The organism is Microbacterium hydrocarbonoxydans, assembly GCF_011752045.1.
Lineage (GTDB): Bacteria > Actinomycetota > Actinomycetes > Actinomycetales > Microbacteriaceae > Microbacterium.
This window is the reverse complement of sequence record NZ_JAAKXW010000003.1, coordinates 349,950-372,749: the sequence shown is the minus strand read 5'-3', so window position 1 is coordinate 372,749 and position 22,800 is coordinate 349,950. Positions and strand designations below refer to the sequence as shown.

Annotated in this window: 20 protein-coding genes; 8 read left to right on the top strand and 12 right to left on the bottom strand. The window is 70.3% G+C overall.

All coding sequences use genetic code 11. From position 1 onward, the window contains the following. Positions 1–34: 34 nt before the first annotated feature. The 5 genes from phnD to G6G98_RS12755 are packed head-to-tail and all read left to right on the top strand — an operon-like array spanning position 35 to position 4,040. The gene (gene phnD / locus G6G98_RS12775; RefSeq protein WP_164234088.1) at positions 35–937 is read left to right on the top strand and encodes a phosphate/phosphite/phosphonate ABC transporter substrate-binding protein; all 903 of its coding nucleotides are present in this window, start codon (positions 35–37) and stop codon (positions 935–937) included. Then, positions 934–1,818 carry a phosphonate ABC transporter ATP-binding protein gene (phnC, locus tag G6G98_RS12770; protein ID WP_243842121.1) on the top strand — a complete coding sequence of 295 codons (885 nt, stop codon included), beginning with the start codon at positions 934–936 and terminating at the stop codon, positions 1,816–1,818. Before phnD ends, phnC begins: the two co-directional genes overlap by 4 nt. After that, positions 1,802–2,638 carry a phosphonate ABC transporter, permease protein PhnE gene (gene phnE, locus G6G98_RS12765; protein ID WP_067356628.1) on the top strand — a complete coding sequence of 279 codons (837 nt, stop codon included), beginning with the start codon at positions 1,802–1,804 and terminating at the stop codon, positions 2,636–2,638. The genes phnC and phnE overlap by 17 nt, the downstream gene beginning before the upstream one ends. Next, entirely contained in the window at positions 2,635–3,402 is a 768-nt protein-coding gene (locus tag G6G98_RS12760) for a tyrosine-protein phosphatase (RefSeq protein WP_067356625.1), read from the top strand. Before phnE ends, G6G98_RS12760 begins: the two co-directional genes overlap by 4 nt. A gap of 2 nt (positions 3,403–3,404) precedes the next feature. Continuing rightward, positions 3,405–4,040: a TetR/AcrR family transcriptional regulator gene (locus G6G98_RS12755; protein WP_067357282.1), complete on the top strand. Its 636-nt coding sequence runs from the start codon at positions 3,405–3,407 to the stop codon at positions 4,038–4,040. A gap of 101 nt (positions 4,041–4,141) precedes the next feature. Here G6G98_RS12755 and G6G98_RS12750 read toward each other — a convergent pair whose 3' ends face one another. The 11 genes from G6G98_RS12750 to G6G98_RS12705 all read right to left on the bottom strand — a co-directional run bounded on the left by G6G98_RS12750 (position 4,142) and on the right by G6G98_RS12705 (position 17,765). Beyond that, complete coding sequence (locus G6G98_RS12750; RefSeq protein WP_208321489.1) at positions 4,142–4,465, bottom strand: cupin domain-containing protein; 324 nt, start codon at positions 4,463–4,465, stop codon at positions 4,142–4,144. A 350-nt stretch (positions 4,466–4,815) separates the two neighbouring features. Beyond that, a complete protein-coding gene (locus tag G6G98_RS12745; protein ID WP_164234089.1) occupies positions 4,816–7,041 on the bottom strand; it encodes an esterase-like activity of phytase family protein in 2,226 nt (741 codons plus the stop codon). A 238-nt stretch (positions 7,042–7,279) separates the two neighbouring features. Continuing rightward, positions 7,280–7,414: a hypothetical protein gene (locus G6G98_RS17235; RefSeq protein WP_279587594.1), complete on the bottom strand. Its 135-nt coding sequence runs from the start codon at positions 7,412–7,414 to the stop codon at positions 7,280–7,282. A gap of 34 nt (positions 7,415–7,448) precedes the next feature. After that, positions 7,449–9,779, bottom strand: coding sequence for a phosphoribosylformylglycinamidine synthase subunit PurL (purL, locus tag G6G98_RS12740; RefSeq protein ID WP_164234090.1), 2,331 nt, complete (start codon positions 9,777–9,779; stop codon positions 7,449–7,451). 125 nt (positions 9,780–9,904) lie between these two features. Then, a complete protein-coding gene (locus G6G98_RS12735; RefSeq protein WP_067356615.1) occupies positions 9,905–11,053 on the bottom strand; it encodes a serine hydrolase domain-containing protein in 1,149 nt (382 codons plus the stop codon). Next, positions 11,050–12,024: a glycosyl hydrolase family 32 gene (locus G6G98_RS12730; RefSeq protein WP_164234091.1), complete on the bottom strand. Its 975-nt coding sequence runs from the start codon at positions 12,022–12,024 to the stop codon at positions 11,050–11,052. Before G6G98_RS12730 ends, G6G98_RS12735 begins: the two co-directional genes overlap by 4 nt. A gap of 43 nt (positions 12,025–12,067) precedes the next feature. Further along, positions 12,068–13,234, bottom strand: coding sequence for a serine hydrolase domain-containing protein (locus G6G98_RS12725; RefSeq protein ID WP_164234092.1), 1,167 nt, complete (start codon positions 13,232–13,234; stop codon positions 12,068–12,070). A 10-nt stretch (positions 13,235–13,244) separates the two neighbouring features. After that, complete coding sequence (locus G6G98_RS12720) at positions 13,245–14,099, bottom strand: carbohydrate ABC transporter permease (RefSeq protein WP_164234093.1); 855 nt, start codon at positions 14,097–14,099, stop codon at positions 13,245–13,247. Further along, entirely contained in the window at positions 14,096–15,058 is a 963-nt protein-coding gene (locus G6G98_RS12715) for a carbohydrate ABC transporter permease (RefSeq protein WP_243842120.1), read from the bottom strand. The genes G6G98_RS12720 and G6G98_RS12715 overlap by 4 nt, the downstream gene beginning before the upstream one ends. Positions 15,059–15,119: 61 nt before the next feature. Further along, positions 15,120–16,469, bottom strand: a complete 1,350-nt coding sequence (locus G6G98_RS12710; protein ID WP_164234094.1) for an ABC transporter substrate-binding protein — start codon at positions 16,467–16,469, stop codon at positions 15,120–15,122. A gap of 270 nt (positions 16,470–16,739) precedes the next feature. Further along, a complete protein-coding gene (locus tag G6G98_RS12705) occupies positions 16,740–17,765 on the bottom strand; it encodes a LacI family DNA-binding transcriptional regulator (protein WP_164234095.1) in 1,026 nt (341 codons plus the stop codon). Positions 17,766–17,926: 161 nt separating this feature from the next. Between G6G98_RS12705 and G6G98_RS12700 the strand changes: the two genes are divergently transcribed. Further along, positions 17,927–19,081: an SLC13 family permease gene (locus G6G98_RS12700; RefSeq protein ID WP_164234096.1), complete on the top strand. Its 1,155-nt coding sequence runs from the start codon at positions 17,927–17,929 to the stop codon at positions 19,079–19,081. A gap of 97 nt (positions 19,082–19,178) precedes the next feature. Further along, on the top strand, positions 19,179–19,409 hold the full coding sequence (locus G6G98_RS12695) for a hypothetical protein (RefSeq protein WP_067356589.1): 231 nt from the start codon (positions 19,179–19,181) through the stop codon (positions 19,407–19,409). An 81-nt stretch (positions 19,410–19,490) separates the two neighbouring features. On the opposite strand, the gene G6G98_RS12690 is transcribed toward G6G98_RS12695, so the two are convergent. Continuing rightward, complete coding sequence (locus G6G98_RS12690; protein WP_164234097.1) at positions 19,491–20,300, bottom strand: class I SAM-dependent methyltransferase; 810 nt, start codon at positions 20,298–20,300, stop codon at positions 19,491–19,493. Between the two features lie 323 nt (positions 20,301–20,623). Here G6G98_RS12690 and G6G98_RS12685 point away from each other — a divergent pair, with 323 nt between their 5' ends. Further along, positions 20,624–22,711, top strand: coding sequence for a carbohydrate binding domain-containing protein (locus G6G98_RS12685; RefSeq protein ID WP_067356583.1), 2,088 nt, complete (start codon positions 20,624–20,626; stop codon positions 22,709–22,711). The last annotated feature ends 89 nt before the right edge of the window (positions 22,712–22,800 follow it).

Sequence of the window (22,800 nt, the reverse complement as noted above, 5' to 3'; positions counted from 1 at the left end):
AAATGTCGGGAACATCACCTCCCGAAAGGTCATCATGCGTCGCCTCACCCTGCCCGCCGTCGGCCTCCTCAGCGTCGGCGCCCTCGCCCTCACCGGCTGCCAGAGCCCCGCTGCCGAAGCCACCCCGTCCGACCCGGACGCCCCCATCACCATCGCCACACTCCCCGTCGGCGAGGACCCCACCGCCGAGAACCCGATCGAGGTGTTCGCCGAGCTCTTCGAGGAGGCCACCGGCCGCGAGGTCGAGGTCACCGACGTGCCCGACTATCTCAGCGTCGTCGAGGCGATCCGCGCCGACCACGTCGACATCGGCATCATGAGCGGCTTCCCGTCCGCGCTCGCCGTCAACACCGGCGAGGTCGATCCGCTCGTCGCGTTCGGCGGCGACGACAAGCCCGTCTCCACCTGCGTGGTGCTGAACGACTCCCCGATCCAGACCCTCGAGGACTTCAGGGGCAAGACGGTGGCGTTCGCCGATCAGGCCTCCAGCTCGGGCTACTTCATGCCCGTGTACATGCTGCACGAGGCCGGGCTCGAGCAGGGCGAGGACTACGAGGCGATCTTCGCCGGCGGCCACGAGGGCAGCTTCGCGGCGCTCGAGCAGGGCCAGGTGGATGCCGCGTGCACCGCGATCATGCTCACCGAGCTCGGCGCGCCGATGTTCCCCTTCGCCGACGGCGAGTGGCGCGGGATCGGCGAGAGCCCGTCGATGTCCGTCCAGGGCACCGTGCTCGGACGCCAGTCGCTCGACGACGACACCCGCAAGGTCATCGAGGAGGGCATCGCCGCGGTGTTCTCGCCGGAGAACGCCGAGCGGCTCGGCGCCATGGGCTCCTTCGCCGCCCTCGAGCAGATCGTCGAGCCGGATGCCGACGTCTACGCCTCCTTCGCCGAGATCGCGGCGGTCGCGGGCGTCGAGCTCAAGGACCTCAAGTGACGAAGCCACCGGTCGTTGAGCGACGAGCGCAGCGAGGAGTCGAAACGGGGGCGGATGCCGCGGCATCCGCCCCCGCCGCCCCGGAGCCCCGCACCTCCACCGCCGAGCTGCGCCAGGCGCTTCCCCTGGTCACCGTGCGCGATCTCCGCGTCGCGTACGACACCACGACCGTGCTCGACGGCGTCGACCTCGACCTGTTCCCCGGCGAGATGGTGGCACTGCTCGGCGCCTCCGGCTCGGGCAAGTCGACGCTGATGCGCAGCCTCACCGGTTTCGCGCCGATCTCCGCAGGCTCCGTGCGGGTCGCCGGCCACGACGTCACCAACCTCGCCCGCGGAGAGCTGCGCACCCTGCGCTCCGACGTCGGCCAGGTGTTCCAGCAGTTCAACCTCATCCCGCGGCTCAGCGTGCTGACGAACGTGCTCACCGGCGCTCTGCATGACGCGGGACCGATCAACCTCGTGGGCGGATTCTCGAGCGCGCATCGGCGGCGGGCGCTCGAGCTCCTCGACCGGGTCGGCATCGCGCACAAGGCCACGGCGCCCGCGCGCTCGCTTTCGGGCGGGCAGCAGCAGCGCGTCGCGATCGCCAGGGCGCTCATGCAGCAGCCAAAGGTGATCCTCGCCGACGAGCCGGTCGCCTCCCTCGACCCGAAGCTCGCCGACTCGGTGCTGGAGCTGCTCCGCGAGATCGCCACCGAAGACGGCATTCCGGTGCTCGTCAGCCTGCACGTGCTGCCGCTCGCGCTCGCGCACAGCGACCGCATCATCGGCCTGCGCCAGGGACGGATGCTCGTCGCCGGCGCCACCTCCCAGCTGGATGCCGCGGCCCTCGCGCCGCTCTACGACGACGAGGAGCACGGCGATGACGCTCACGAGTGAATCGCGCACGACAACCCGCCCCGCGCTCGGCACCGCCGATCGGCACCGGCTCGAGAGCGCGTTCCGCGTGCCCCGCGCCCGCTTCCTGCTCGGCCTGCCGGTCGCGGCGCTGCTGCTGATCTGGTCGTTCGACGGCGCCGGGTTCGACTTCGTCAAGCTCGGCGAGGGCACCGTGAACATGGGCGAGTTCCTCTCCCGCCTGTTCCCGCCCGACTTCTCGAAGATCGGCACCATCCTCGCGCTGCTCCTGGAGACCTTCCAGATGGCGATCGTCGGCACCGTGCTCGGCGCCGTGCTGTCGCTGCTCGTCGCCTTCGGCGCTTCGTCGAACATCGCGCCGAGGTGGGTGTACTACCCGACCCGCTGGGTGATGAACATCATCCGCTCGGTGCCCGATCTCGTCTTCGCCCTGATGTTCGTGTCGGCCGTCGGTCTCGGTCCGTTCGCCGGCATCCTCGCGATGACCCTCGGCTCGATCGGGTCCATCGGCAAGATCTTCGCCGAGGCCATGGAGCAGGTCGACCGCGGGCCCGTCGTCGCCATGGAGGCGGTCGGCGCGTCGAAGCGGCAGGTCATCCAGTACGGCATCCTGCCGCAGGCCGCGCCCCTGCTCACCTCGTACACCCTGCTGCTGTTCGAGGGGAACGTGCGCGGCGCGACCATCCTCGGTCTCGTCGGCGCCGGCGGCATCGGCCTCGAGCTGACCACCGCGATGCGCATGTACGACTACGGGCACCTCAGCGCCATCATCATCTGCATCATCGTGCTGGTCACGGCGATCGACCAGGGCAGCGCCCTCATCCGAAGGAGAATCACATGACGATCATCGACACCGAGCTCGTGCTCAGCGCCCCGGTGAACCTGCGCGACCTCGGCGGCATCCCGATCGCCGGCGGCGTGCTCCGCGACGGCCTCGCGATCCGCACCGACGACCTCGCCTATGTGCCCGCCGAGGTGGCGGATCAGCTCGTCGCCGACGGGCTCACCGCGATCATCGACCTCCGGTCGCCGCTCGAGGTCTCGCTGACCGGACGCGGCCCGCTCGGCGAGCATCCGATCGCGTACCACCACCTGCCGCTGATCGCCGACGTCGCGCGGTCCATGGAGGACGACGGTCCGGCGCTCGGACACGAGGGCATGGGCCTGATGTACCTGCGCATGGTCGAGGTCGCCGCCCCGCAGCTGGTCACCGCACTGAACGTCATCGCGTACACGCCAGGTGCCGCGGCGTTCCACTGCGCAGCCGGACGCGACCGCACCGGCGTGCTCGCCGCGATGCTGCTGCTCGCCCTGGGCGCCGCCGACGACGACATCGTCGCCGACTACGCCCGCACCGGCGAGAACATGGTCGCGATCATGCGGCGCACCGCACCGGTGATGGGCGCCATGTGGAAGGCGCTCGGCTTCGACGCCTCGGCGCTCGAGAAGTCCTCCTCGCTGCTGGAGGGCTCGATGGAGGTCTCGATGCGGATGCTGCTCGACACCCTCCGCGAGCGGCACGGAGACGCGCTCGCGCCGCTGCACGCGGCCGGTCTCTCCGCAGACACGATCGCCCGGCTGCGTCAGCGAGCGGTCGCCGCGTGACGATGACGACGGAGGCCGGGACGTCGGCGGATGCCGGGGCAGCGGTGCGCCGCCGCCCCGGCCGTCCGCGCGACGAGGAGATCGACGGGCAGATCCTGCAGGCGACGCTGGCGATCATCGACGCCGGGGAGGATGTCACCGTCGGCCGGGTCGTCGATCGCAGCGGGGTGAGCAGGGCGGCGCTGTACCGCCGCTGGCCGTCGCTGACGACGCTCATCGCTCAGGCCCTCGACGTCGGCCGCACCGTGCCGCCCGAACACCCCGACGACCAGGACCTCCGTGAGGCGCTGTTCGAGGGGATGGGCCTCGGGGACGACGGCATCGCCCCGTCGGCACCCGGGTTCTCCGAGGAGCGGTTCCGGCAGCGCATCCGCCTGGTGATGGCCGACCGGGCGCTGCAGAAGGCGTACTGGCGCTCGCACGTGTCGCGGCGGCGCGCACCGCTGATCAACGCGCTGCGGAAGGGCATCCAGCGCGGCGAGCTGCGCCCCGACCTCGACGTCGAGGCGTGCTTCGATGCGATCGCCGGCGCCGCGTACTATCAGATCGTCGTGCGCGGCGAGCGGATGTCCGACCCCGGAGTCGCCGAGCGGCTGCGTGCCGCCATCGACGTGATCTGGCACGGGATGGTGGCCTGACCCGGATCCGGTGCGCGCGGGCATCCGGCCTCCCCGCTCCGGTCGCACTCTGGCACGGTCGTCGCGCGACGGACTGTGCGGAAGTGCGACCGGAACGGCCGCTACTCGAGCCACTCCGTGACGAAGCGGTCGTTCGCGTGGATGTGGGTGGCCTCGTAGGTACCGCCGTCGAGCACCTCGAACCGGTGCTGCACGAGGGCGGGGACGACGAGGATCTGCCCGCCCGCACCGACGACCTGCTCCTCGCCGACCGTGAACAGCGCGCGGCCGCGACGGATCACGAACGTCTCGGCGTACGGATGCCGGTGCAGCCGCGGCCCTCGCCCCGGCGTCGTGATGTACTCCCGCATGACGCTCACCGGGGAGCCCAGGAGGTATCCCTCGATGTCCTCGTCGCGTGCCACGTCGATGGGCTGGATGGTCATGGTGCCTCCGTCACGTGCGCGTTCCCTGCCCGAGGGTACGCGCTCCGGCACGCGAGGTGAACCCTGTCCGGTCCGCGACAGCGACCGGACTCTGCGGGGGCCCCGTGATCGGCTCGGCACAGGGTGATCGGCTCGGCACAGGGTGATCGGCTCGGCACAGATGGATGCTCAGATGACGGATGCAGGTCGAGAAGGCCAGTTCTCGACCTGCATCCGTCATCTGGACATGCAGGTGCGACCGGGGGACGAGGCGGAGAGGGCGGAACGGTGCCGGGTGACGCCTGCCCGCATACAGGAGTGCCCGGCATCCGCGCGAATCGGATGCCGGGCACTCGGGCCGCGCGACGGAATCAGCCGACGGTCGCCGCGATGTCGGGCTGGTCGCTGAAGATGCCGTCCATGCCCGCGTCCAGGAAGACCTGGATCTCGCCGGCGAGGTCGCCGGGTGCGATCGGGTCGGCCGAGGAGCGGAACTCGGCGGGCAGGAACTGGTTCTCCAGGCGGAACGTCCAGCCGTGCACGTCGAGTCCTGCGGCGTGAGCATCCGCGATCACCGGCGACGGGGATCCCAGCCGTCCGTCGGGCGTGCGCGGGATGAGCACCGACTTCTCGGCGCCGATGCCGTCGGCGTACGCCGTGATCTCGGCCAGCCCATCGGGGGTGACGAGGTCGGAGTACTTCCGCGGATCACCGGCGAGGGTGAAGTCGTACGGGCGTCCCGACGAGCTGATCAGCTGGGCGAGGCGCACGTTCGTGAGGCCGTTGAGCTCCTGCAGGTTCGAGACCTCGAAGCTCTGCACGATCACGGGTGCCTCGGCCGAGTCGACGCCGTTCGTCTGCAGGGCGGCGACCAGCGGCTCCTCCAGCGAGAGGCCGATCGAGTCGAAGTACGAGGGGTGCTTCGTCTCGGGGTACACGCCGACCTGGCGGCCGTCGCAGCTCACCGAGTGGCGGGCGAGGTCGATGACCTCGTCGAGCGTCGGGATGACGTAGAGGCCGTCGAACGCGGTGTTCGCCGGACGGGTCTGCGGCAGGCGCTCCTTGGCGCGCAGGGTGCGGAGCTCGGCGAAGGTGAAGTCCTCGGTGAACCAGCCCGTGACCTTCACGCCGTCGATCGTCTTCGTCGTCTTCCGGCCGGCGAACTCGGGGCGCGCGGCCACGTCGGTCGTGCCGCTGATCTCGTTCTCGTGACGGGCGACGAGAACGCCGTCCTTCGTGGAGACGACGTCGGGCTCGATGTAGTCGGCGCACTGGATGATCGCCTGCTCGTAGGAGGCGAGGGTGTGCTCCGGGCGGTAGCCGCTCGCACCGCGGTGGCCGATGACGGTCACCTGCTCGGGCTCCACCTTCTTCCGGTCGAGGTCGATGACCGCGAACTCGGTGTCGTCGGGGGTGCCGGTGACGCGCGCGTCGTTGCCCGGGTAGTTGTTGTCGTTGGCGATGAGCAGGTCGCCGTTCTTCAGCTGCACGATCGTCTCCAGCGACTGCACGGGCAGTGACCAGACCTCGCCGGTGCCGTATCCGTTGCCGGCGCTGAGACCGTCGGGGTTGGCGATGCGGAGCGCGTCGAAGACGAGGGTCTTTTCGACGTAGCCCTCGGCATCCGTCCTCTTCAGGTCGATCTCGTAGATGCGCTTGGTGACCGACTGGTCGCCCTCGAAGTCGTCGCGCTCGACGACGAGCAGCACGTCGTTCTTCACCGTGAAGGCGTCGCCGATGACGTTCGGCTCCTGGTCGGTCTGGTAGTCCCAGGTGCGTCCGGTGTAGGCGCCGGCCTTGGTGTCGAACTCGAGGATCTCGCGGCGACGGAGGTCGGGGTCGTCCGCGAGGGCGCCCTCGACGATCGGGTAGAGGTAGCGGCCGTTCTTCGAGATCGCGAGGGCTTCGAAGCCGCGGCTCGAGCGCAGCGTCGGGGTCTCACCGGGCTGCAGGTACGGGTTCTGCGGCGACTTCACGCCGTCGAGGGAGAACGGCTTCTCGAGCAGCGTGCCCTCGGCGTCGAAGTGCAGCAGGAACGGTCCGAACTCCTCGCCGACCCAGAACGAGCCGTCCTTCGCGCGGACGACGGACTCGATGTCGAAGTCGGCGCCGGTGAGCAGGCGCTCCTCGGTGCCGTCGTTCACGATCGGGAAGTCGAGCACGCCGTTGCGGTCGTTGTACGAGATGAACCGCTCGATCGCGATCTCGCCGGAGCCGCCCTCGGCGGTCTGCCAGTCGGGGCGCACGAGGTAGCTGCGCAGCAGGAAGTCGGCCGAGTTGCCCTTGGCGCCGAAGCCGTTGTCGGGCTGCGCCCAGAAGGTGCCGTCGCCGTTGTCGATCACGGCCGAGAAACCGGGGATGACCTGGCCGTCCCAGGGTCCCTGGCGGCCGTTGCCCGGGGAGGCCTGGGCGCCGGATGCCGGGCCTTCGGCGAGGAAGTCGGCCGACAGCTCGGCCCAGGCGACGAGCGTCGGCTCGAACGCGTGCATCTTCGAGGTGGGGGTGGTCTGGGCGGCCTGTGCCGGGGCGGCGAGCAGCAGCGTGGCTGCCGTCGCGACGACGGTGGCGGCCGCGAGAGCGCGGGGGAGTGATCTCATGCCGCGAGTCAACTCGCGCGCCCCGGCATCCCCGTGACTCCCCGGGGACCGGCCGGTGACGGCGGGGTGAACGGATGCTGGACGGCGGGCCGCCGGCGGTCGTTGAGCGAGGGAGCGAAGCGACCGAGACGAAACGCGGTGAGGTGTGTGCAGCTTTCAGGCCGTGTTCGGTGCGGGGCGTTTCGTCTCGCTTCGCTCGCTCAACGACCGGTATGTGGCGGTCGTCGAGGCCGGGGCCTCAGCCGAGGATCAGCGTCAGCACCGTCGCCCCGCCACCGCCGAGGATCAGCGCGATGATGACGGTCCAGGCGACGATGCGGATGCGGCGGTTCCTGCGGACGTCGAGATCGCCGTAGTCGGTGTCTTCGCTCATGCGTTTCGGCTCGCTTCGCTCGCTCAACGACCGGTCAGGCGACCGGCTCCGCGACGGTCGGGCCGAAGGCGGCGGGCAGGGTGGCCTGGGAGCGCTCGCGGAGCTCCTCGACGGACACCGTGAAGACGTCCTGCACCTCGAGCTGCGGCTCACTGTCGGTCACGCCGATGCGCAGCACCGGGTAGCCGCGACCCCCGCAGAGTCCGCGGAACTTCACGTCGTCCTCGCGGGGCACGGTCACGATGACGCGACCGGTCGACTCGGAGAACAGAGCGGATGCCGCGTCGACGCCGTCGCGCTCGATGATCTCGTTCAGCCAGACGCGGGCGCCGACGCCGAAGCGCATGACGCCCTCGGCGAGGGCCTGCGCGAGGCCGCCGGTCGACAGGTCGTGGGCCGAGGAGATCAGCCACTCGTCGCGTGCCGCGGAGAGCAGGCCCGCGAGGCGCTTCTCGCCCGCGAGGTCGACCTTCGGGGGCAGGCCGCCGAGGTGGTCGTGCACGACATCGGCCCAGGCCGAGCCGGAGAGCTCGGTCGACGTGGTGCCGAGAAGGTAGATGTTCTGGCCCTCGTCCTGCCAGCCGGAGGGGATGCGACGGGAGACGTCGTCGATGATGCCGAGCACGCCGACCAACGGGGTCGGGTGGATCGGCACGTCGCCGGTCTGGTTGTAGAACGAGACGTTGCCGCCGGTGACCGGGGTGCCCAGGTCGAAGCATCCGTCGGCGAGGCCGTCGACCGTCTGGCCGAACTGCCACATGACCTCGGGGTTCTCCGGGGAGCCGAAGTTCAGGCAGTCGGTGATGGCGGTGGGCACGGCGCCGGTGACGGCGACGTTGCGGTACGCCTCGGCGAGGGCGAGCTGCGCACCCGCGTACGGGTCGAGCTGGCAGTAGCGGCCGTTCGCGTCGGTCGCGATCGCGAAGCCGAGGCCCGACTCCTCGTCGACGCGGATCATGCCGGCGTCGTCGGGGAAGGCCAGGGCGGTGTTGCCGAGCACGTAGTAGTCGTACTGGTTGGTGATCCAGCGGGTGTCGGCGAGGTTCGGCGACGCGACGAGGTTCAGGAACTGCTCCCGCAGCTCGGCCGGGTCGTCGGTGCGGGGCAGCAGCTCGGCGGCATCCGCCTGCAGCGCGTCGATCCACGTCGGGTATGCGACCGGGCGGTCGTAGACGGGGCCGTCGACCGCGACCGTCGACGGGTCGACGTCGACGATGCGCTCGCCCTGCCAGTCGATGATGAGGCGGCCGTCGCCGGTGACCTCGCCGAGCACGGAGGTCTCGACGTCCCACTTCTTGACGACCTCGAGGAACGCGTCGAGCTTCTCGGGCGCGACGATCGCCATCATGCGCTCCTGCGACTCCGACATGAGGATCTCCTCAGCGGTCAGGGTGGGGTCGCGCAGCAGCACGTTGTCGAGCGAGACGTGCATGCCCGAGTTGCCGTTCGCGGCGAGCTCGCTCGTCGCGCAGGAGATGCCGGCGGCGCCGAGGTCCTGGATGGCCTCGACGAGCTCGCCACGGTAGAGCTCGAGACAGCACTCGATGAGCACCTTCTCGGCGAACGGGTCGCCGACCTGCACCGCGGGGCGCTTTGTCGGGCCGCCGTCGGCGAACGTGTCGGAGGCGAGGATGGATGCTCCGCCGATGCCGTCGCCGCCGGTGCGGGCGCCGAAGAGCACGACCTTGTTGCCGACGCCGGTGGCGTTCGCGAGCTTGAGGTCCTCGTGGCGGAGCACGCCCACGGCGAGGGCGTTGACGAGCGGGTTGGCCTGGTAGACGGAGTCGAAGACCGTCTCGCCGCCGATGTTCGGCAGGCCCAGGCAGTTGCCGTAGAAGCTGATGCCGCTGGTGACGCCGTGCACGACGCGGGCCGTGTCGGGGTGGTCGATCGCGCCGAAGCGGAGAGCATCCATCACGGCGACCGGGCGGGCGCCCATCGAGATGATGTCGCGGACGATGCCGCCGACGCCGGTGGCCGCGCCCTGGAACGGCTCGATGAAGGAGGGGTGGTTGTGCGACTCGGCCTTGAAGGTGACGGCCCAGCCCTCGCCGACGTCGATGACGCCCGCGTTCTGGCCCATGCCGACCATCAGGCGCTCCTTCATCTCGTCGGAGACCTTCTGGCCGAACCGGCGCAGGTAGTTCTTCGACGACTTGTAGGAGCAGTGCTCCGACCACATGACGGAGTACATGGCCAGCTCACCGGAGGTGGGGCGGCGGCCCAGGATCTCGCGGATGCGGGCGTACTCGTCGTCCTTGAGGCCGAGCGCCGCGTACGGCTGCTCCTTCTCCGGAGTCGCGATCGCGTTCTCGACGGAGTCGGGGACGTGCTTGTGGGCGGTGGCTTCGGGGGCGTTGGTCACGCGCACTCCTAAGGAAGGGGCCGAGCGGGGCGATATCAGTCTACCGGCGGATGCCGAGGGGGCCGGCCGTGCGTCTCGGGGCTGGGCTCGCTCCGTCGCAGGCGTGCCCGATGCCGGCTCCGCGGTCAGCCGAGGACGTCCCGGAGGGCGTCGACGATCGCGGTGGCCCGGTCGTCGCCGGCCTCCATGGCGTTCGTGAGGAACGCGAACCCGACCTTCGCCTCCGGCTCGGCGAAGGCGACCTGGCCGCCGGCACCGTCATGGCCGAAGCCCTGCGGGGTGACGTAGCGGCGGGCCTCCGAATCGAGCTGGAAGCCCATGCCCCAGGCGGGCCACGGCCCCGGTGCGGGGAAGAAGGGCTCGCCGGCGCTCTGCACCGAGGTCGCCGCTCGGCGGACCTCATCGCCGATCAGACGTCGTCCGCCGGTCTCCGTCACTGCGGCGGACCAGATGGTCGCCAGGGCGCGCGCGGTCGCGATGCCGCCGGCACCCGGGATGATCGCGCGACGGACCACCGGGTCGTTGAACCCCTCGTCCGGACCGACGAGGGCTGCCGGCAGCGCCCCACCCAGCGTCATGCCTCGCGCCGGCCAGGGGTTCTCGTCGGCCAGAAGCCGAGCCGTCGCGTCGGCGAGACTCGCCCCGATCGCCATGGTCGCCACACGCTCCTCCACGTGTTCGGGGATGCCGATCCAGGCGTCGACCCCCAGCGGCTCGGCCAGGGCGCGCGCGAACGCGTCCTGCACTGAGAGACCCGTGACGCGCCTGACGATCTCGCCGACCAGCCAGCCGTGCGTGATCGGATGATAGGCGTACGCCGTGCCGGGCGCCCAGAACGGCTCGGCCCGCTCGATCGCCGCGGTGACACGGGCGAAGTCCGTCAGGTCGTCGCGGGACAGCGGCTCACGCAGCGCCGGGACGCCGGCGCGGTGCGCGAGGAGGTGGCGGATGCGCGTGCCCTCCTTGCCCCCGCGGGCGTACTCCGGCCAGTGCTCGGCCACGAGGTCGTCGTACCCGAGCTCTCCGCGCTCGACGCACTGCGCGAGCAGGAGGGACATCAGCCCCTTCGTGCAGGAGAAGATCACGGATGCCGTGTCGTCGGTCCACGCTCGGCCCGGCGCGGCCTGCCCGCCCCAGACGTCGACGACGGGCTTCCCGTCGACGAGGATCGTCAGCGCAGCGCCCATGCCCTCGCGCCCCTCGAACGCGCGGGTGAACGCGTCGGTCACCCGGCCGTAGCCGGCATCCGCTGTTCCCTTGATCTCGATGCTCATGCGTCGTGCTCTCCGTTCTCGGTGCTCGGCCATCCGTCGGCGTCGGCCACCAGCCGGATCGGGTCGGAGATGCGGCTGCCGAATTCGCCGTCCCCCTCGGTGTTCAGGAAGCCGATCAGTGAGAGCCCGCCATCGCGCTCGTGCACAAGCCGCGCCGCGTACAGGGACTCGTCATGGAGCAGCCGAGCGTCCTCGATGGTGCACCACCCCGTCGCCGGGTCTCGCGGTGCGACCCAGACGCCGCCGATGCGGTCTTCGGATCGGCCGCCGGCGAGGTGACTGCGATCGCAGGAGAAGAGCACGAATCGTCGGCCGCCGAGCTCGAAGGTCTGCAGCACCTCGAGGTGCGCGAACCCGGAACCAGGGGCACTGAGCGGCTCCCGGATCGTCCACTCGTCGAGGTCTTCCGATGTGGCGTGCCCGACCACCCCGGCATCGCGAGGGTCGCCGGTGTCGCCGGCGGGTTTCGCCCTGGCGGTGATGAGCATGTGCCACAGCCCGTCTTCGAAGAAGACCCAGGGGTCGCGCCAGGCCTCCTCGTGCCAGGTGCCGTCGCCGAGCGTCTCGTACCATCGCGCGTCGGCGCGCACCCGAGACCGAGAGGTCTTTGACCATCGGTGCAGGTCGTCCGAATCCGCCGCGCCGATGCTCTCGATGTTGGTGTGCGCCTCGGGGGCGAGGAACACGGACCCCGTGTAGAACATCCGCCATGCGTGGTCGTGCCGCACCACGCAGCCGGTCCAGGTCGCGGTGGCGTCGAAGTCGCCCGGGAGCCCCGGCTCGAGGGCGGTCTCGTGCACGGTCCACGCGCGCAGGTCGGTGGAGCTGGCGTGCCCGACGATCGCGTTGCGATGCCGGAGCCCGGGGTCGCCAAGGCTGCGGGGGGCGTTGAGGTAGTAGAGGTGGAAGCGGTCGCCGTCGTCGGCGAGCCAGCAGTCCCAGACCCAGCGGTCGGGCAGCTCGAACGTCATGTCTTCTCTCGGGTCGATCGGGTGGGGATAGGGGCGGGAAGCGTCAGCCGGCGATCAGCACGTCGCCCAGCGCCCGGACGATGGAGTCTCCGCGGTCATCCGAATGGAGCTCCATCCGGTTCGTCACGTAGGCGAACCCCACCCGGTGCGTCGGATCGGCGAAGGTCACCTGGCCGCCGGCTCCGTCGTGGCCGAACGAATCCGGGGTGAGGAACGGACGGCGCTCGGAGGAGATCATGAAGCCGGTTCCCCAGCGGGGGTACGGCCCGGGGAGCCACCACACCGGCTCGCCTTCGCTCTGCACGCGGGTCATGTCGTGCGCGACCTCGTCTCCGATGAGCCGGATGCCGTCGGTCGTGTGCACGGTCGCCGACCAGATGGTCGCGAGCGCGTGCGCCGTGCCGATGCCGCCGGCTCCCGGCACTTCGGCCTTGTGCACACGCGGGTCGTCGAAGCCAGCGCCCGGAACGACGAGGTCGGCGGGGAAAGCCGCGCCGAGGGTCATGGCCCGTCCCATCCAGCGTGCATGCTCGGGATCGAGCGACGGGAAGCCGCCGGGCGGGGGCGCATCCATGCTGGGGCCTCGCAGCAGTCGCGCGACCTCGGGCTCGCGGTCGGCGGGGATGCCGATCCACGCGTCCGCCGACAGCGGTCCCGCGATCTCGTCGTGGAAGCGGCGGCCGATCGGGGTGCCGGTGACCCTGCGGATGACCTCCCCGACGAGCCAGCCGTACGTGAGGGCGTGATATCCGTAGGCGCTGCCGGGCTCCCACAGCGGGCGCTCGGCGGCGAGAAGGCCGGTGATCGTCGTCCAGTCCAGCGCCCCGGCGAGGTCGATGTCGTCACGCAGGGCGGCGAGACCGGCGCGGTGCGCCATGAGCTGGCGGACGGTGATCGCCGCCTTGCCCGCGTCGGCGAACTCGGGCCAGTACTGCGCGACCGGGGCGTCCAGGTCCAGCGCGCCCGACTCCACGAGGCGCGCGACGAGGATCGCGACCAGGCCCTTCGTGCCGCTGAAGATGACGGCAGGGGTCGTGGCGGTCCACGGCCGCCCGGGGTCCGCCGAGGCATGGCCGTGCCACAGGTCGACGACGGTCTCGCCGCTGACGCGGATGCTCAGCGCAGAGCCGCCGTCTCCGGCCGTCGTCGCGGCGAACGCTTCGGCGACCCGCTCGAATCCGGGCAGGACGGTGCCCTCGATGTCGTTCATGATGTGTCCTTCAGCCTTTGACGGCGGAGCTGGCGATGCTGGCGACGAACCAGCGCTGGAAGATGAGGAAGACGATGAGCACGGGGAGGATGAAGATCACCCCGAACGCGAGGACGCTGCCCCACTCGGGCGGCTGCGCCGCCTGGAACACGCTCAGCTCGAGGGGCAGCGGGCGTGCCGAGGTGTCGGTCACCATGAGGACCGGCCAGAGATAGGAGCCCCATTGCGCGAGGAACGTGAGGATCGCGACGGTCGCGAACGCCGGCTTGCTCATCGGGACCACGATCGTGAAGAAGGTTCGGAAGGGACCGGCGCCGTCGAGGCGCGCCGCCTCCTCGATCTCGTGCGGGATGCCGAGGAAGAACGTGTAGAAGAGGAAGATCGAGAACGCGCTCGCGATGAACGGAAGGGCCTGGACGTAGATCGTGTTCCTGCTGGCGTTGAGCATGTAGTACAGCGGGAGGGCGACCGCCTCGAAGGGGATGATGGTCAGCACCGTGACGAGGAGGAGCACGAAGGAGCGCCCCTTCCACCGCATGCGGGCGAGGGCATAGCCCGCGAGGGAGTTCACGAGGAGCCCGCCGACGACGACCACCGCCGTGACGATCACCGAGACCGCGATGAACTGCGCGAGGTAGCCGGTCGTGGAGTTCGAGAAGCGCCGGAAGACGTCGATGTAGTTCTCGAGGGAGAGCTCGGTGGGGAAGAACCCGCGCACGCCGGTGAGCACCTGGTCGCCCGGCCGGAGGCTGCCGACGATGAGGTAGTAGATCGGGGCGAAGAACAGCAGGGCGAAGAAGCCGAGGAGCGCGTACTCGACGATACGGGTCGTGATGCTGCGGGATCGGCTGCGGACGATGCTCACTCGACCCCTCCTTCCTGACGGATCAGCCGTCGCTGGATGAGTGCGATGGCGGCGACGATGATGAGGAAGACGACGGCCATCGCCGCGCCCTGCCCGATGTTGTTCTGGTCGTAGCCGGTGGTGATGACCTGGAACATCACCGTCTGCGTCGCCTCGATGTTGATCGACGCGCTCTTGTCGAGGAGGTAGACCTGGTCGAACAGTCGGAAGGCGAAGATCGTGGTCAGCAGCGTCACGAAGATCAGCGTGTTGCGCACTCCGGGCACGGTCACGTGGATGAACTGGCTCCAGCCGCCGGCGCGATCGATGGATGCCGCCTCGTAGAGCTCGGCAGGTACGCCCTGGAGGGCGCCGAGCAGGATGATCATCTGGAAGCTCACGCTCTGCCAGATCGACATGACGATGATCGCGGCGAGAGCCGTCGAGGGGTCGCCGAGCCAGTCGTGCGGCGCGATCGCTCCCCCGCTGATCGCGCCGAGGAAGCCGTTGAGCAGCCCGTTCTCGTCACGGGCGAAGATCAGGCGCCAGATCACCGCGACGAGCGCGAGCGGGAACACCAGCGGCATGAAGAACAGCGTGCGGAACACCGTCATCCCGCGGAGCTTGCGGTTGATGAGGATCGCGAGGCCGAGGGCGAGCGCCGTCTGCAGGGGCACGACGACGACGGCGAACGCGAAGTTGTTGCCCAGCGACCGGAGGAAGGTCGCGCTGATGTCGGGGTCGAGGAAGAGCCGCGCGTACTGCTCGAACCCCACGAATCGCGGCGGTCGCGGGTTGCCGAGCTGGATGCGGAAGAACGACATGACGACGGCCCCGAGGAAGGGGATCGCCAGGAAGGCCGTGAGCAGGATCAGGCCGGGCGCGGCCATCAGGGGGCCGGCGCCGCTGCCGGGGCGCCGGACGCGGCGCCGCGCGCCGCCCGGCGCTTCGCGGCGTGATCGTGGTGCGGAGAGCGTCATCATCAGTCCTCTTGCGGGGGTGTGCTGAGCGGGCGGCCCGCTCAGCACACCGGTCCGGCGATTACTTGTATTCGTCGTTGTCGGCGAAGTCGCGGTCGATGGCCCTGGCGGCGGCGCTCAGCGACTCGGCGGCATCCGCTCCGCCCCAGATCGCGGCGAGCGCCTTGCCGAACTCGGCCGTCACCACGGGGTAGCCGGCGGTGATGGGGCGCGAGACGGCCACGCAGTCGGCGGCGAGCTTGTCCTCGGTGGGGCAGGCGGCGTCGAGCTGCTCGGTGAGGTACGAGAGGGGCTTGCCCTCGCCATAGAGGGCCGAGGAGCCGAGCGCCGAGTGCGTGGCCGGCGGAGCGCCGTTGGCGGAGGTGTACTCCTCGACCACGGCGTCGCTCATGAGGTAGTCGAGCAGGGCGCCTGCGGCGGTCGCGTTCTTCGTGGCGCCGCCCATGCTCCAGGCGATGGTGCCGGAGCCGGTCTTGGCGCCCTGGCCGAAGTCGGGGAGCGGGCCGACGACGAGGTCGTCGCCGAGGGCCTCCTTGTACGCGGGGTACATCCAGTTGCCCATCCAGTTCAGCGCGACGCGGCCTGACTGGAACGCCGCGCCGTCGGTGTCGGGGTCGGTGAACTCCCGCCACGAGGCCCAGGTCTCGACGGCCTCCACGGCGGTCTCGGAGTCGAGTGCGCCTGCGGCCTTCCCGTCGTCGATCAGGGGCGTGCCCGCCGACCACAGCACGGGCGCGAAGGCGTAGATGCCGTACTCGGTGGAGAAGCCGTTGTTCTCCGCGAGGCCGAACGGCCGGCCGTCGGCGTCGACGGCCGCGAGCTTGTCGAGCACGTCGCTGAACTCCTCCGCCGTCCAGGCGTCGGCGGCGGTGGTGGGCATCGTCACGCCCGCGGCGTCCAGGAGCTTCTTGTTGCCCCACATGGCCAGCCCCGAGTTCATCATGCCGACGGCGTACAGGTCGCCTTCGACCGTGTTCTGGCCCTTGATCGCCTCGGTCTGGTTGTCGATGGTCTCGGCCGACACCCAGTCGTCGATCGGGGCGATCCGGTCGAGGTACGCGAAGTTCGCGATGAGGGGCCCGTCGACCTCGAGGACGTCGGGCAGCTCCTCGTCGGTGGCGGTCTGCAGCGCCGTCGTGAACTGGTCGGCGGGGATGAACTGCATGTCGATCTCGATCTCGCCGTTCGACTTCTCAAAGTCGTCCATGATCTTCTGGATCGCCTCGTTCTCCGCGGACTGGCCGTCGAGCGCCCACACGGTGATGGTGCCGGTGCCGCTGCCGGCCTCCACCCGGGCGGACGGGTCGGTGGCGCCTGAGCAGCCGGTGAGAAGCAGGGCGGTTCCGAGGGCGAGTGCTGAGCCTTTCAGCCAGCTGCGGGATCGTCCGGAAACGGCGTGCAGTGATCGCATGATCGTGACTCCTTCGTCGTGCGGGATGGGGGAGACGCGCGCTGAAATGACGCCGTCGCGGGTCGATGGCGTCGAAGCGGGTTCCCCGGATTTACGGGTGCTACAACCATTTAGCATGATGCACGATGCGTCACCGGAGGTCAAGTGAGCGCCCACGGTCGGAGGTCGGCGGCCCTGCCTGCGGGCGCCGGGGTCAGGTCTTGCGCGCGGCATCCCCCGGTCCGGTGAGGACGACGGGAGAGGAGGGCGACGGAGGCGCCGTCCGGCCGGTCAGCGCGCGGGGGCGGCGATCGAGTCGCGCACGATCGGCGGCATCGGCACGAGCAGCTCGCCGTCTCCCGCCGCACCGAGCAGCATCTTCACGGCCTCGGCGCCCATGGACTCGTGGGGCAGGCCGATCGTGGTCAGGCCCGGGCGCAGGTATGACGCGAGCTCGTCGTTGTCGAAGGAGACGACCGAGATGTCGCCGGGAACCGACAGGCCGGCGTCGGCGAGGGCCTGGTACGCGCCGAAGGCGATGCGGTCGTTCAGGCAGAGCAGCGCGGTCACGGGCCTGCCGCGCTGGAGCACCGCCTGGGTCGCCGTGTACCCCCGGTCGGGCACCCAGATGGAGATCGCCTCCTCGTCGGCGAACTCGAGCCCGTGTTCGCCCATCGCGGCCGTGATCCCCGCCATGCGCCGGCTGACGGCGATCGAGCGGAGGAGATCGGCGCTGACCTGGTCGCGCTGACCGATCAGGGCGATGCCGTCACGGTGGCCGGCTTCCACGAGCAGGTTCACCGCGGCGCGTCCGCCCGCCTCCTCGTCGGGGAGCACCGACCGGGAGTGCGCGGCGCTGGTCGCGTTGAGCATGACCACCTCGGTGCCGGACGGGACGGCGGGCAGGCTCACCTCCCGAGCGCGCATCGCGGCGAATAGGATGCCGTCGGCCTGCCGATCGAGCACGGCTTCGACGGCGACGGCCTGGCGCCGGGGATCGCCGTTCGTCTCCATGACCAGGACCACATGACCCGCCTCCTCGGCGGCAGCGATGGCGCCCTCGATCAGTCCGGAGGCGAAGCGCGTCGTCGTCACCATGTCGGAGATGAACCCGATGGTGTGGGTCTTGTCGCCACGGAGGGCGCGCGCGGACAGGTTGGGCCGATAGCCCAGCGCCTGCGCCGCACTGAACGCCCGGTCTCGCGCATCCTGGGAGAGACGGGTGTTCGGTCTGCCGTTCAGGATCAGCGACACCGCGGTCGGCGAAAGTCCTGCCAGGCGGGCGACGTCTGCGAGAGTCGGTCGCTTGTCCGTCACGATGCGTCCTTCCTCCCCGATCGGCCGTGCTCTGCCACTCTATGCGCTGAAGCGTTGAAGCCGAGGCGGCCGGACGATCGCCCGCACCGCGGTTCACCGGCTAAGCTCGCACGGTCGCCGGGCGCGCCCGGTCCGGCGACTCGCCTCGAGACGGAGATCGGATGCGCACCGCGATCGTCGGAGCCGTGCTGCTCGCCGCCGGTGCGGTCGCGACCGCGACCGGCATCCTCCCGCTGTCCGACGTGGCCGCACTGTGGGTTCGCGTCTGGCCGATCCTGCTGTTCGTGCTCGCGATCACCGTCGTCACGGAGCTCGCGGCGGCCGCCGGCCTGTTCACTGTGATCGCGCAGCGGACGGCGCGCTGGGGGCGAGGCAGGGCCTGGGCGCTGTGGCTGCTCGTCGCGGCCTTCGCGACTCTGAGCACGATCTTCCTGTCGCTCGACACGACGGCCGTGCTGCTGACCCCGATCGTCGTCGTGCTCGCCCGGCACGCCCGGCTCGACCCGCTGCCGTTCGCGCTGACCACGGTGTGGATCGCCAACACGGGCTCGCTGCTCCTCCCCGTCTCGAACCTCACCAACCTCCTCGCGCAGCACGCGATGGGCGAGCCCAGCCCGCTCGCATTCGCGGGGCTGATGGCGGCTCCGGCCGCCGTGGCGGTCGTCGTGCCGCTGGCGCTCATCTTCGCGATCCATCGGCGCAGCCTCCTGGGGCGGTATGAGACGGGCGCGCCTGCCGGCGTCGACGATCCGGTGCTGTTCCGCTGGAGCGCGGTCGTCGTCGCGGCCCTCGTGCCGCTGCTCGTCTCCGGACTGCCGGTGTGGATGCCGGCGCTCGCAGCGGCGGCGGTGCTCGGCGTCACGTTCCTCGTGCGCCGTCGCGGCGTGCTCCGGCTCGGCCTCCTGCCCTGGCAGCTGATCATGCTCGCCTCGGGGCTGTTCCTGTTCATCGAGGCTCTGCACGCGGTGGGGTTCGGGGCTCTGCTCGCCGCGGTGTCGGGGGAGGGCGAGTCGCCGCTCGCGCTGCTGCGGCTGGCGCTCACGGGAATGGTGGGCGCGAACGCCATCGACAACCTGCCCGCGTACCTGGCGCTCGAGCCTTCGGCCGCGTCTCCGCTCCGGCTGGCCGCGCTGCTCATCGGCGTCAACGCCGGGCCGCTCATCACGCCCTGGGCGTCGCTGGCCACGCTGCTGTGGCACCAGCGCCTCAGCGCGGCGGGCGTGGAGATCCGCTGGCGTCGGTACATGCTCCTGGGCGCCATCGCGGCTCCGCTCACGGTGGTGCTGTCGACGCTGGCCCTGGCGGCGACGGTGTAGCCGCGTCCGCGCGCGTGGCCGGACGTCGCCGCGGCTGTCAAGGCCGTTCCCGGTGTCGGTGGCCCGGCGTAGGAAAGAGGGGACGGAAGGAACACGCATGGCTGCTGGAGACATCGAGACGTATCGCCGCAACGGCATCTGGTTCAACCGCATCGAGGGGGAGTCGACGACGCTGGGCATGAGCTTCGAGAGCCGGGCGGATGCCGTCAGGGTCGGCCGCAGTGCGGCCGCCGCCCGTCAGGTCGGCCACACGGTCCGCATCGACGAGGGAGGTCCCTCGGGTGAGGTCGGCGCGTACGAGCGGCATCCGCGCGAACTGATCGCGTGATGCTCCTGCAGGCGTGCATCAACGGCGCACGGCCACCGGGCGTACGGCCCGCCGTCGAGCGGATGCGGAGCGGGGCGGCGGTCACGCGGACGCGGTGACCACGTGCGCCTGGATCCGCCCGCGGACCTCGCCGTCGCCGAACCTCGCCGCGAGGGCCGCCGCTGCCCGTGAGGTGGCGGCGTTCAGGGCGCCGGCATCCCGCCCCTCGATCTCCGTGCGCAGCACGGTGCCGTGGCAGTAGGCCGTCGCGGCCTCGAGTGCGGAGGGCGCGACGCTCTGCGCGGTGACGGTCTCGATGGTGACGGTGCCGAAGCCGGCGGCTTCCACGTCCTGCCTGATCCGTCCGATGTCGTGATAGCCATGCGGGGTGCGGGCGAGGAAGCGGGGCGGATCGGCGGGGAACATCGCCGCCAGAGCATCCGTGATCACGGCGGCGAAGTCGTTCTTCTCGATCGCGTCCCACACGCTGAACAGGAACGTGCCGTCGGGGGTGAGCACGCGCAGCGCCTCACCGAACGCGCGGATGCGGTCGGGGAAGAACATCGCCCCGAACTGGCAGAGCACGACGTCGAAGGTCGCGCCGTGGAACGGCAGGTCGAGCGCGTCGGCCGCTCGCCAGCGGACGCGCGGATCGGTGAGGAGGGATGCCGCGTACTCGAGCATCGGCGGGTTGAGGTCGGTCGCGGTGTACTCGGCATCGGGGCCGAGCTGCGGCCACAGCATCCGGGTGACGACGCCGGTGCCGGCGGCCGTCTCCAGCACGCGCCGAGGGGAGAGGGCCGAGACGCGACGCGCGAGATCGGCCGCATACGGCTCGAAGATGAGCGGCACCATGCGGCGGTCGTAGTTCTCGGGGATCGACCCCGCGAAGACGCTGTCGGACTCGGGCATCCTGACTCCCTCTGAGGCGAGAGTACGCCTGCGGAGCGCCCGGGAACAGGGGGTCAGGATGCCGCGGGCGCTGGCCCGCGCTGCACCGCCGGCCTGGCCGGCCGCACCAGGTCGTCGCCGGTGTACGGGGCGGGTGATGCGATGCGATTCTGGAAGCGCTTGCGCCCTCGAAGTTAAGTTCATTCGCTGTGCGAGCATCCGATTCTGTAAACGCTTGCATTAACACACGCGGCACCGCTACGGTCGTCGGGACGCACGCTGACGTGCTCTCGATCGCGCGGCGAGGATGCCGCGCGGGCGATCCTGACGGAAGGAGTATCTCGATGTTCCCGAGCGTTCTGCCCCGCACCCGGTCGCGCGAGCGATCACGATCGAAGGGCCGTCTCGCCCTGCTGCTCGCGGCCGTTCTCGCGATCCCGGTGTTCGCCGCGACCGCGCCGGCCGAGCCCGCCGAGGCGGCGGCGCCCGGCCCGAAGGACTCGATCGCCGTGCTCTTCTCCTACACGTGGAACGCGATCGCCCGCGAGTGCACCGAGACGCTGGGCCCGGCCGGGTACGGCTACGTGCAGACCTCTCCGCCGCAGGAGCACGTGCTCGGCTCGGCCTGGTGGACCTACTACCAGCCCGTCTCCTACAAGCTCGACTCGCGGCTCGGCACCGAGGCCGAGTTCCAGGCGATGATCGACACCTGCGAGCAGGCGGGCGTCGGCGTCATCGTGGACGCCGTCATCAACCACATGTCCGGGCAGTCCGCCGGCGGCACCGGCTGGGCGGGCACGCAGTTCCAGCACTACAACTACCCCGGCACGTACTCGAGCTGGGACTTCCACTCCTGCCGTCGCGACATCGTGAACTACCAGGACCGGTGGGAGGTGCAGGAGTGCAACCTCGTGAACCTCTCCGACCTCAACACCGGCTCCACCTACGTGCAGAACACGATCGCCGGCTATCTCAACAAGCTCGTCGGCATGGGCGTCGCCGGATTCCGCATCGACGCCGTCAAGCACATCGCCGCCGCCGACATGCAGGCGATCTGGAGCAAGGTGCAGAACCGCGACTCCCTCTACGTCGTGCAGGAGGTCATCCGCGCGAACGAGCCCATCCAGCCCGAGGAGTACACCTCGGTCGGCGACATCCACGAATTCGCGTTCGGCCGCAAGCTCAAGGAGGCGTTCGGCGGCGGCACGATCAACTGGCTCATCGAGGGCAACGGCATCGGCCCGACCTGGAGCGGTTTCCTGCCGCAGGCGAACGCGGCCGTGTTCGTCGACAACCACGACACCGAGCGCAACCACGAGACGCTCTCCTACGCCGACGGCGCGAAGTACGACCTCGCGCAGATCTTCACCCTGGCGTGGAACTACGGCTCGCCGTCGATTCACTCCGGCTACTCGTTCAGCAGCAACGACGCGGGCCCGATCACGGATGCCGCCGGCAACGTCATCGACCCCGTGAAGGGCCAGGGCAACTGGACCTTCAAGCACGCGCAGAACGACATCATGAACATGGTCGGCTTCCGCAACGCCACGTACGGCAAGCCGGTCACGGACAAGTGGACGAACGGCGGCAGCGCGATCGCCTTCGGCCGCGGGGATGCCGGCTTCGTCGCCATCAACCGCGGCGGATCGGCGATCAGCCGCACCTTCGCCACGAGCCTGCCGGACGGCACCTACTACAACGTGATCGACGCGGTGCGCACGGGGTCGACCTGGTCGGGCCCGACCATCACCGTATCGGGCGGGCAGTTCACGGCGACTGTCGGTGCGAACGACGCGATTGCCCTGCACGCCGGGGCGAAGGCGACTCCCGGTGGCGGCGGTGGCACCCCCGGCGACGACCTGACCGTCTACTACTCGACCTCGAAGAACTGGTCGGCATACAACGTGCACTATCGCGTGGGTGCCGGCGCGTGGACCACCGCGCCCGGTCAGGCGATGGCCGCGGCGTGCACCGGCTGGGTGTCGAAGACGATCGATTCGAACGGCGCATCCGTCACGGCCGCGTTCAACAACGGCTCCGGCACGTGGGACAACAACGGCGGCAGCGACTACACGCTCACCGGGGCGACGGCAGCGGTGAAGAACGGGGTCGTCACGACGACGAACCCGTGTGCGACCCCGCCGACCGACGACCTGACCGTGTACTACTCGACCTCGAAGGGCTGGTCGGCGTACAACGTGCACTACAAGGTCGGCGCGGGAGCGTGGACGGCGGTTCCCGGCCAGGCCATGGCGGCGGCGTGCAGCGGCTGGGTGTCGAAGACGATCGACTCCAACGGCGCATCCGTCACCGCGGCGTTCAACAACGGGTCGGGCACGTGGGACAACAATGGCGGGCAGGACTACGCCTTCACCGGCACCACCGCCGCCGTGAACAACGGGGCGGTGACGACGGTCAACCCCTGCGGCTGAGCTGAGCGGGCGGCATCCGGGGTCGAACAGGGTTCCGGATGCCGCCTCGTCATGTCGAGTTCAGGGCGAGTTCACCGGGCGGGAGAACG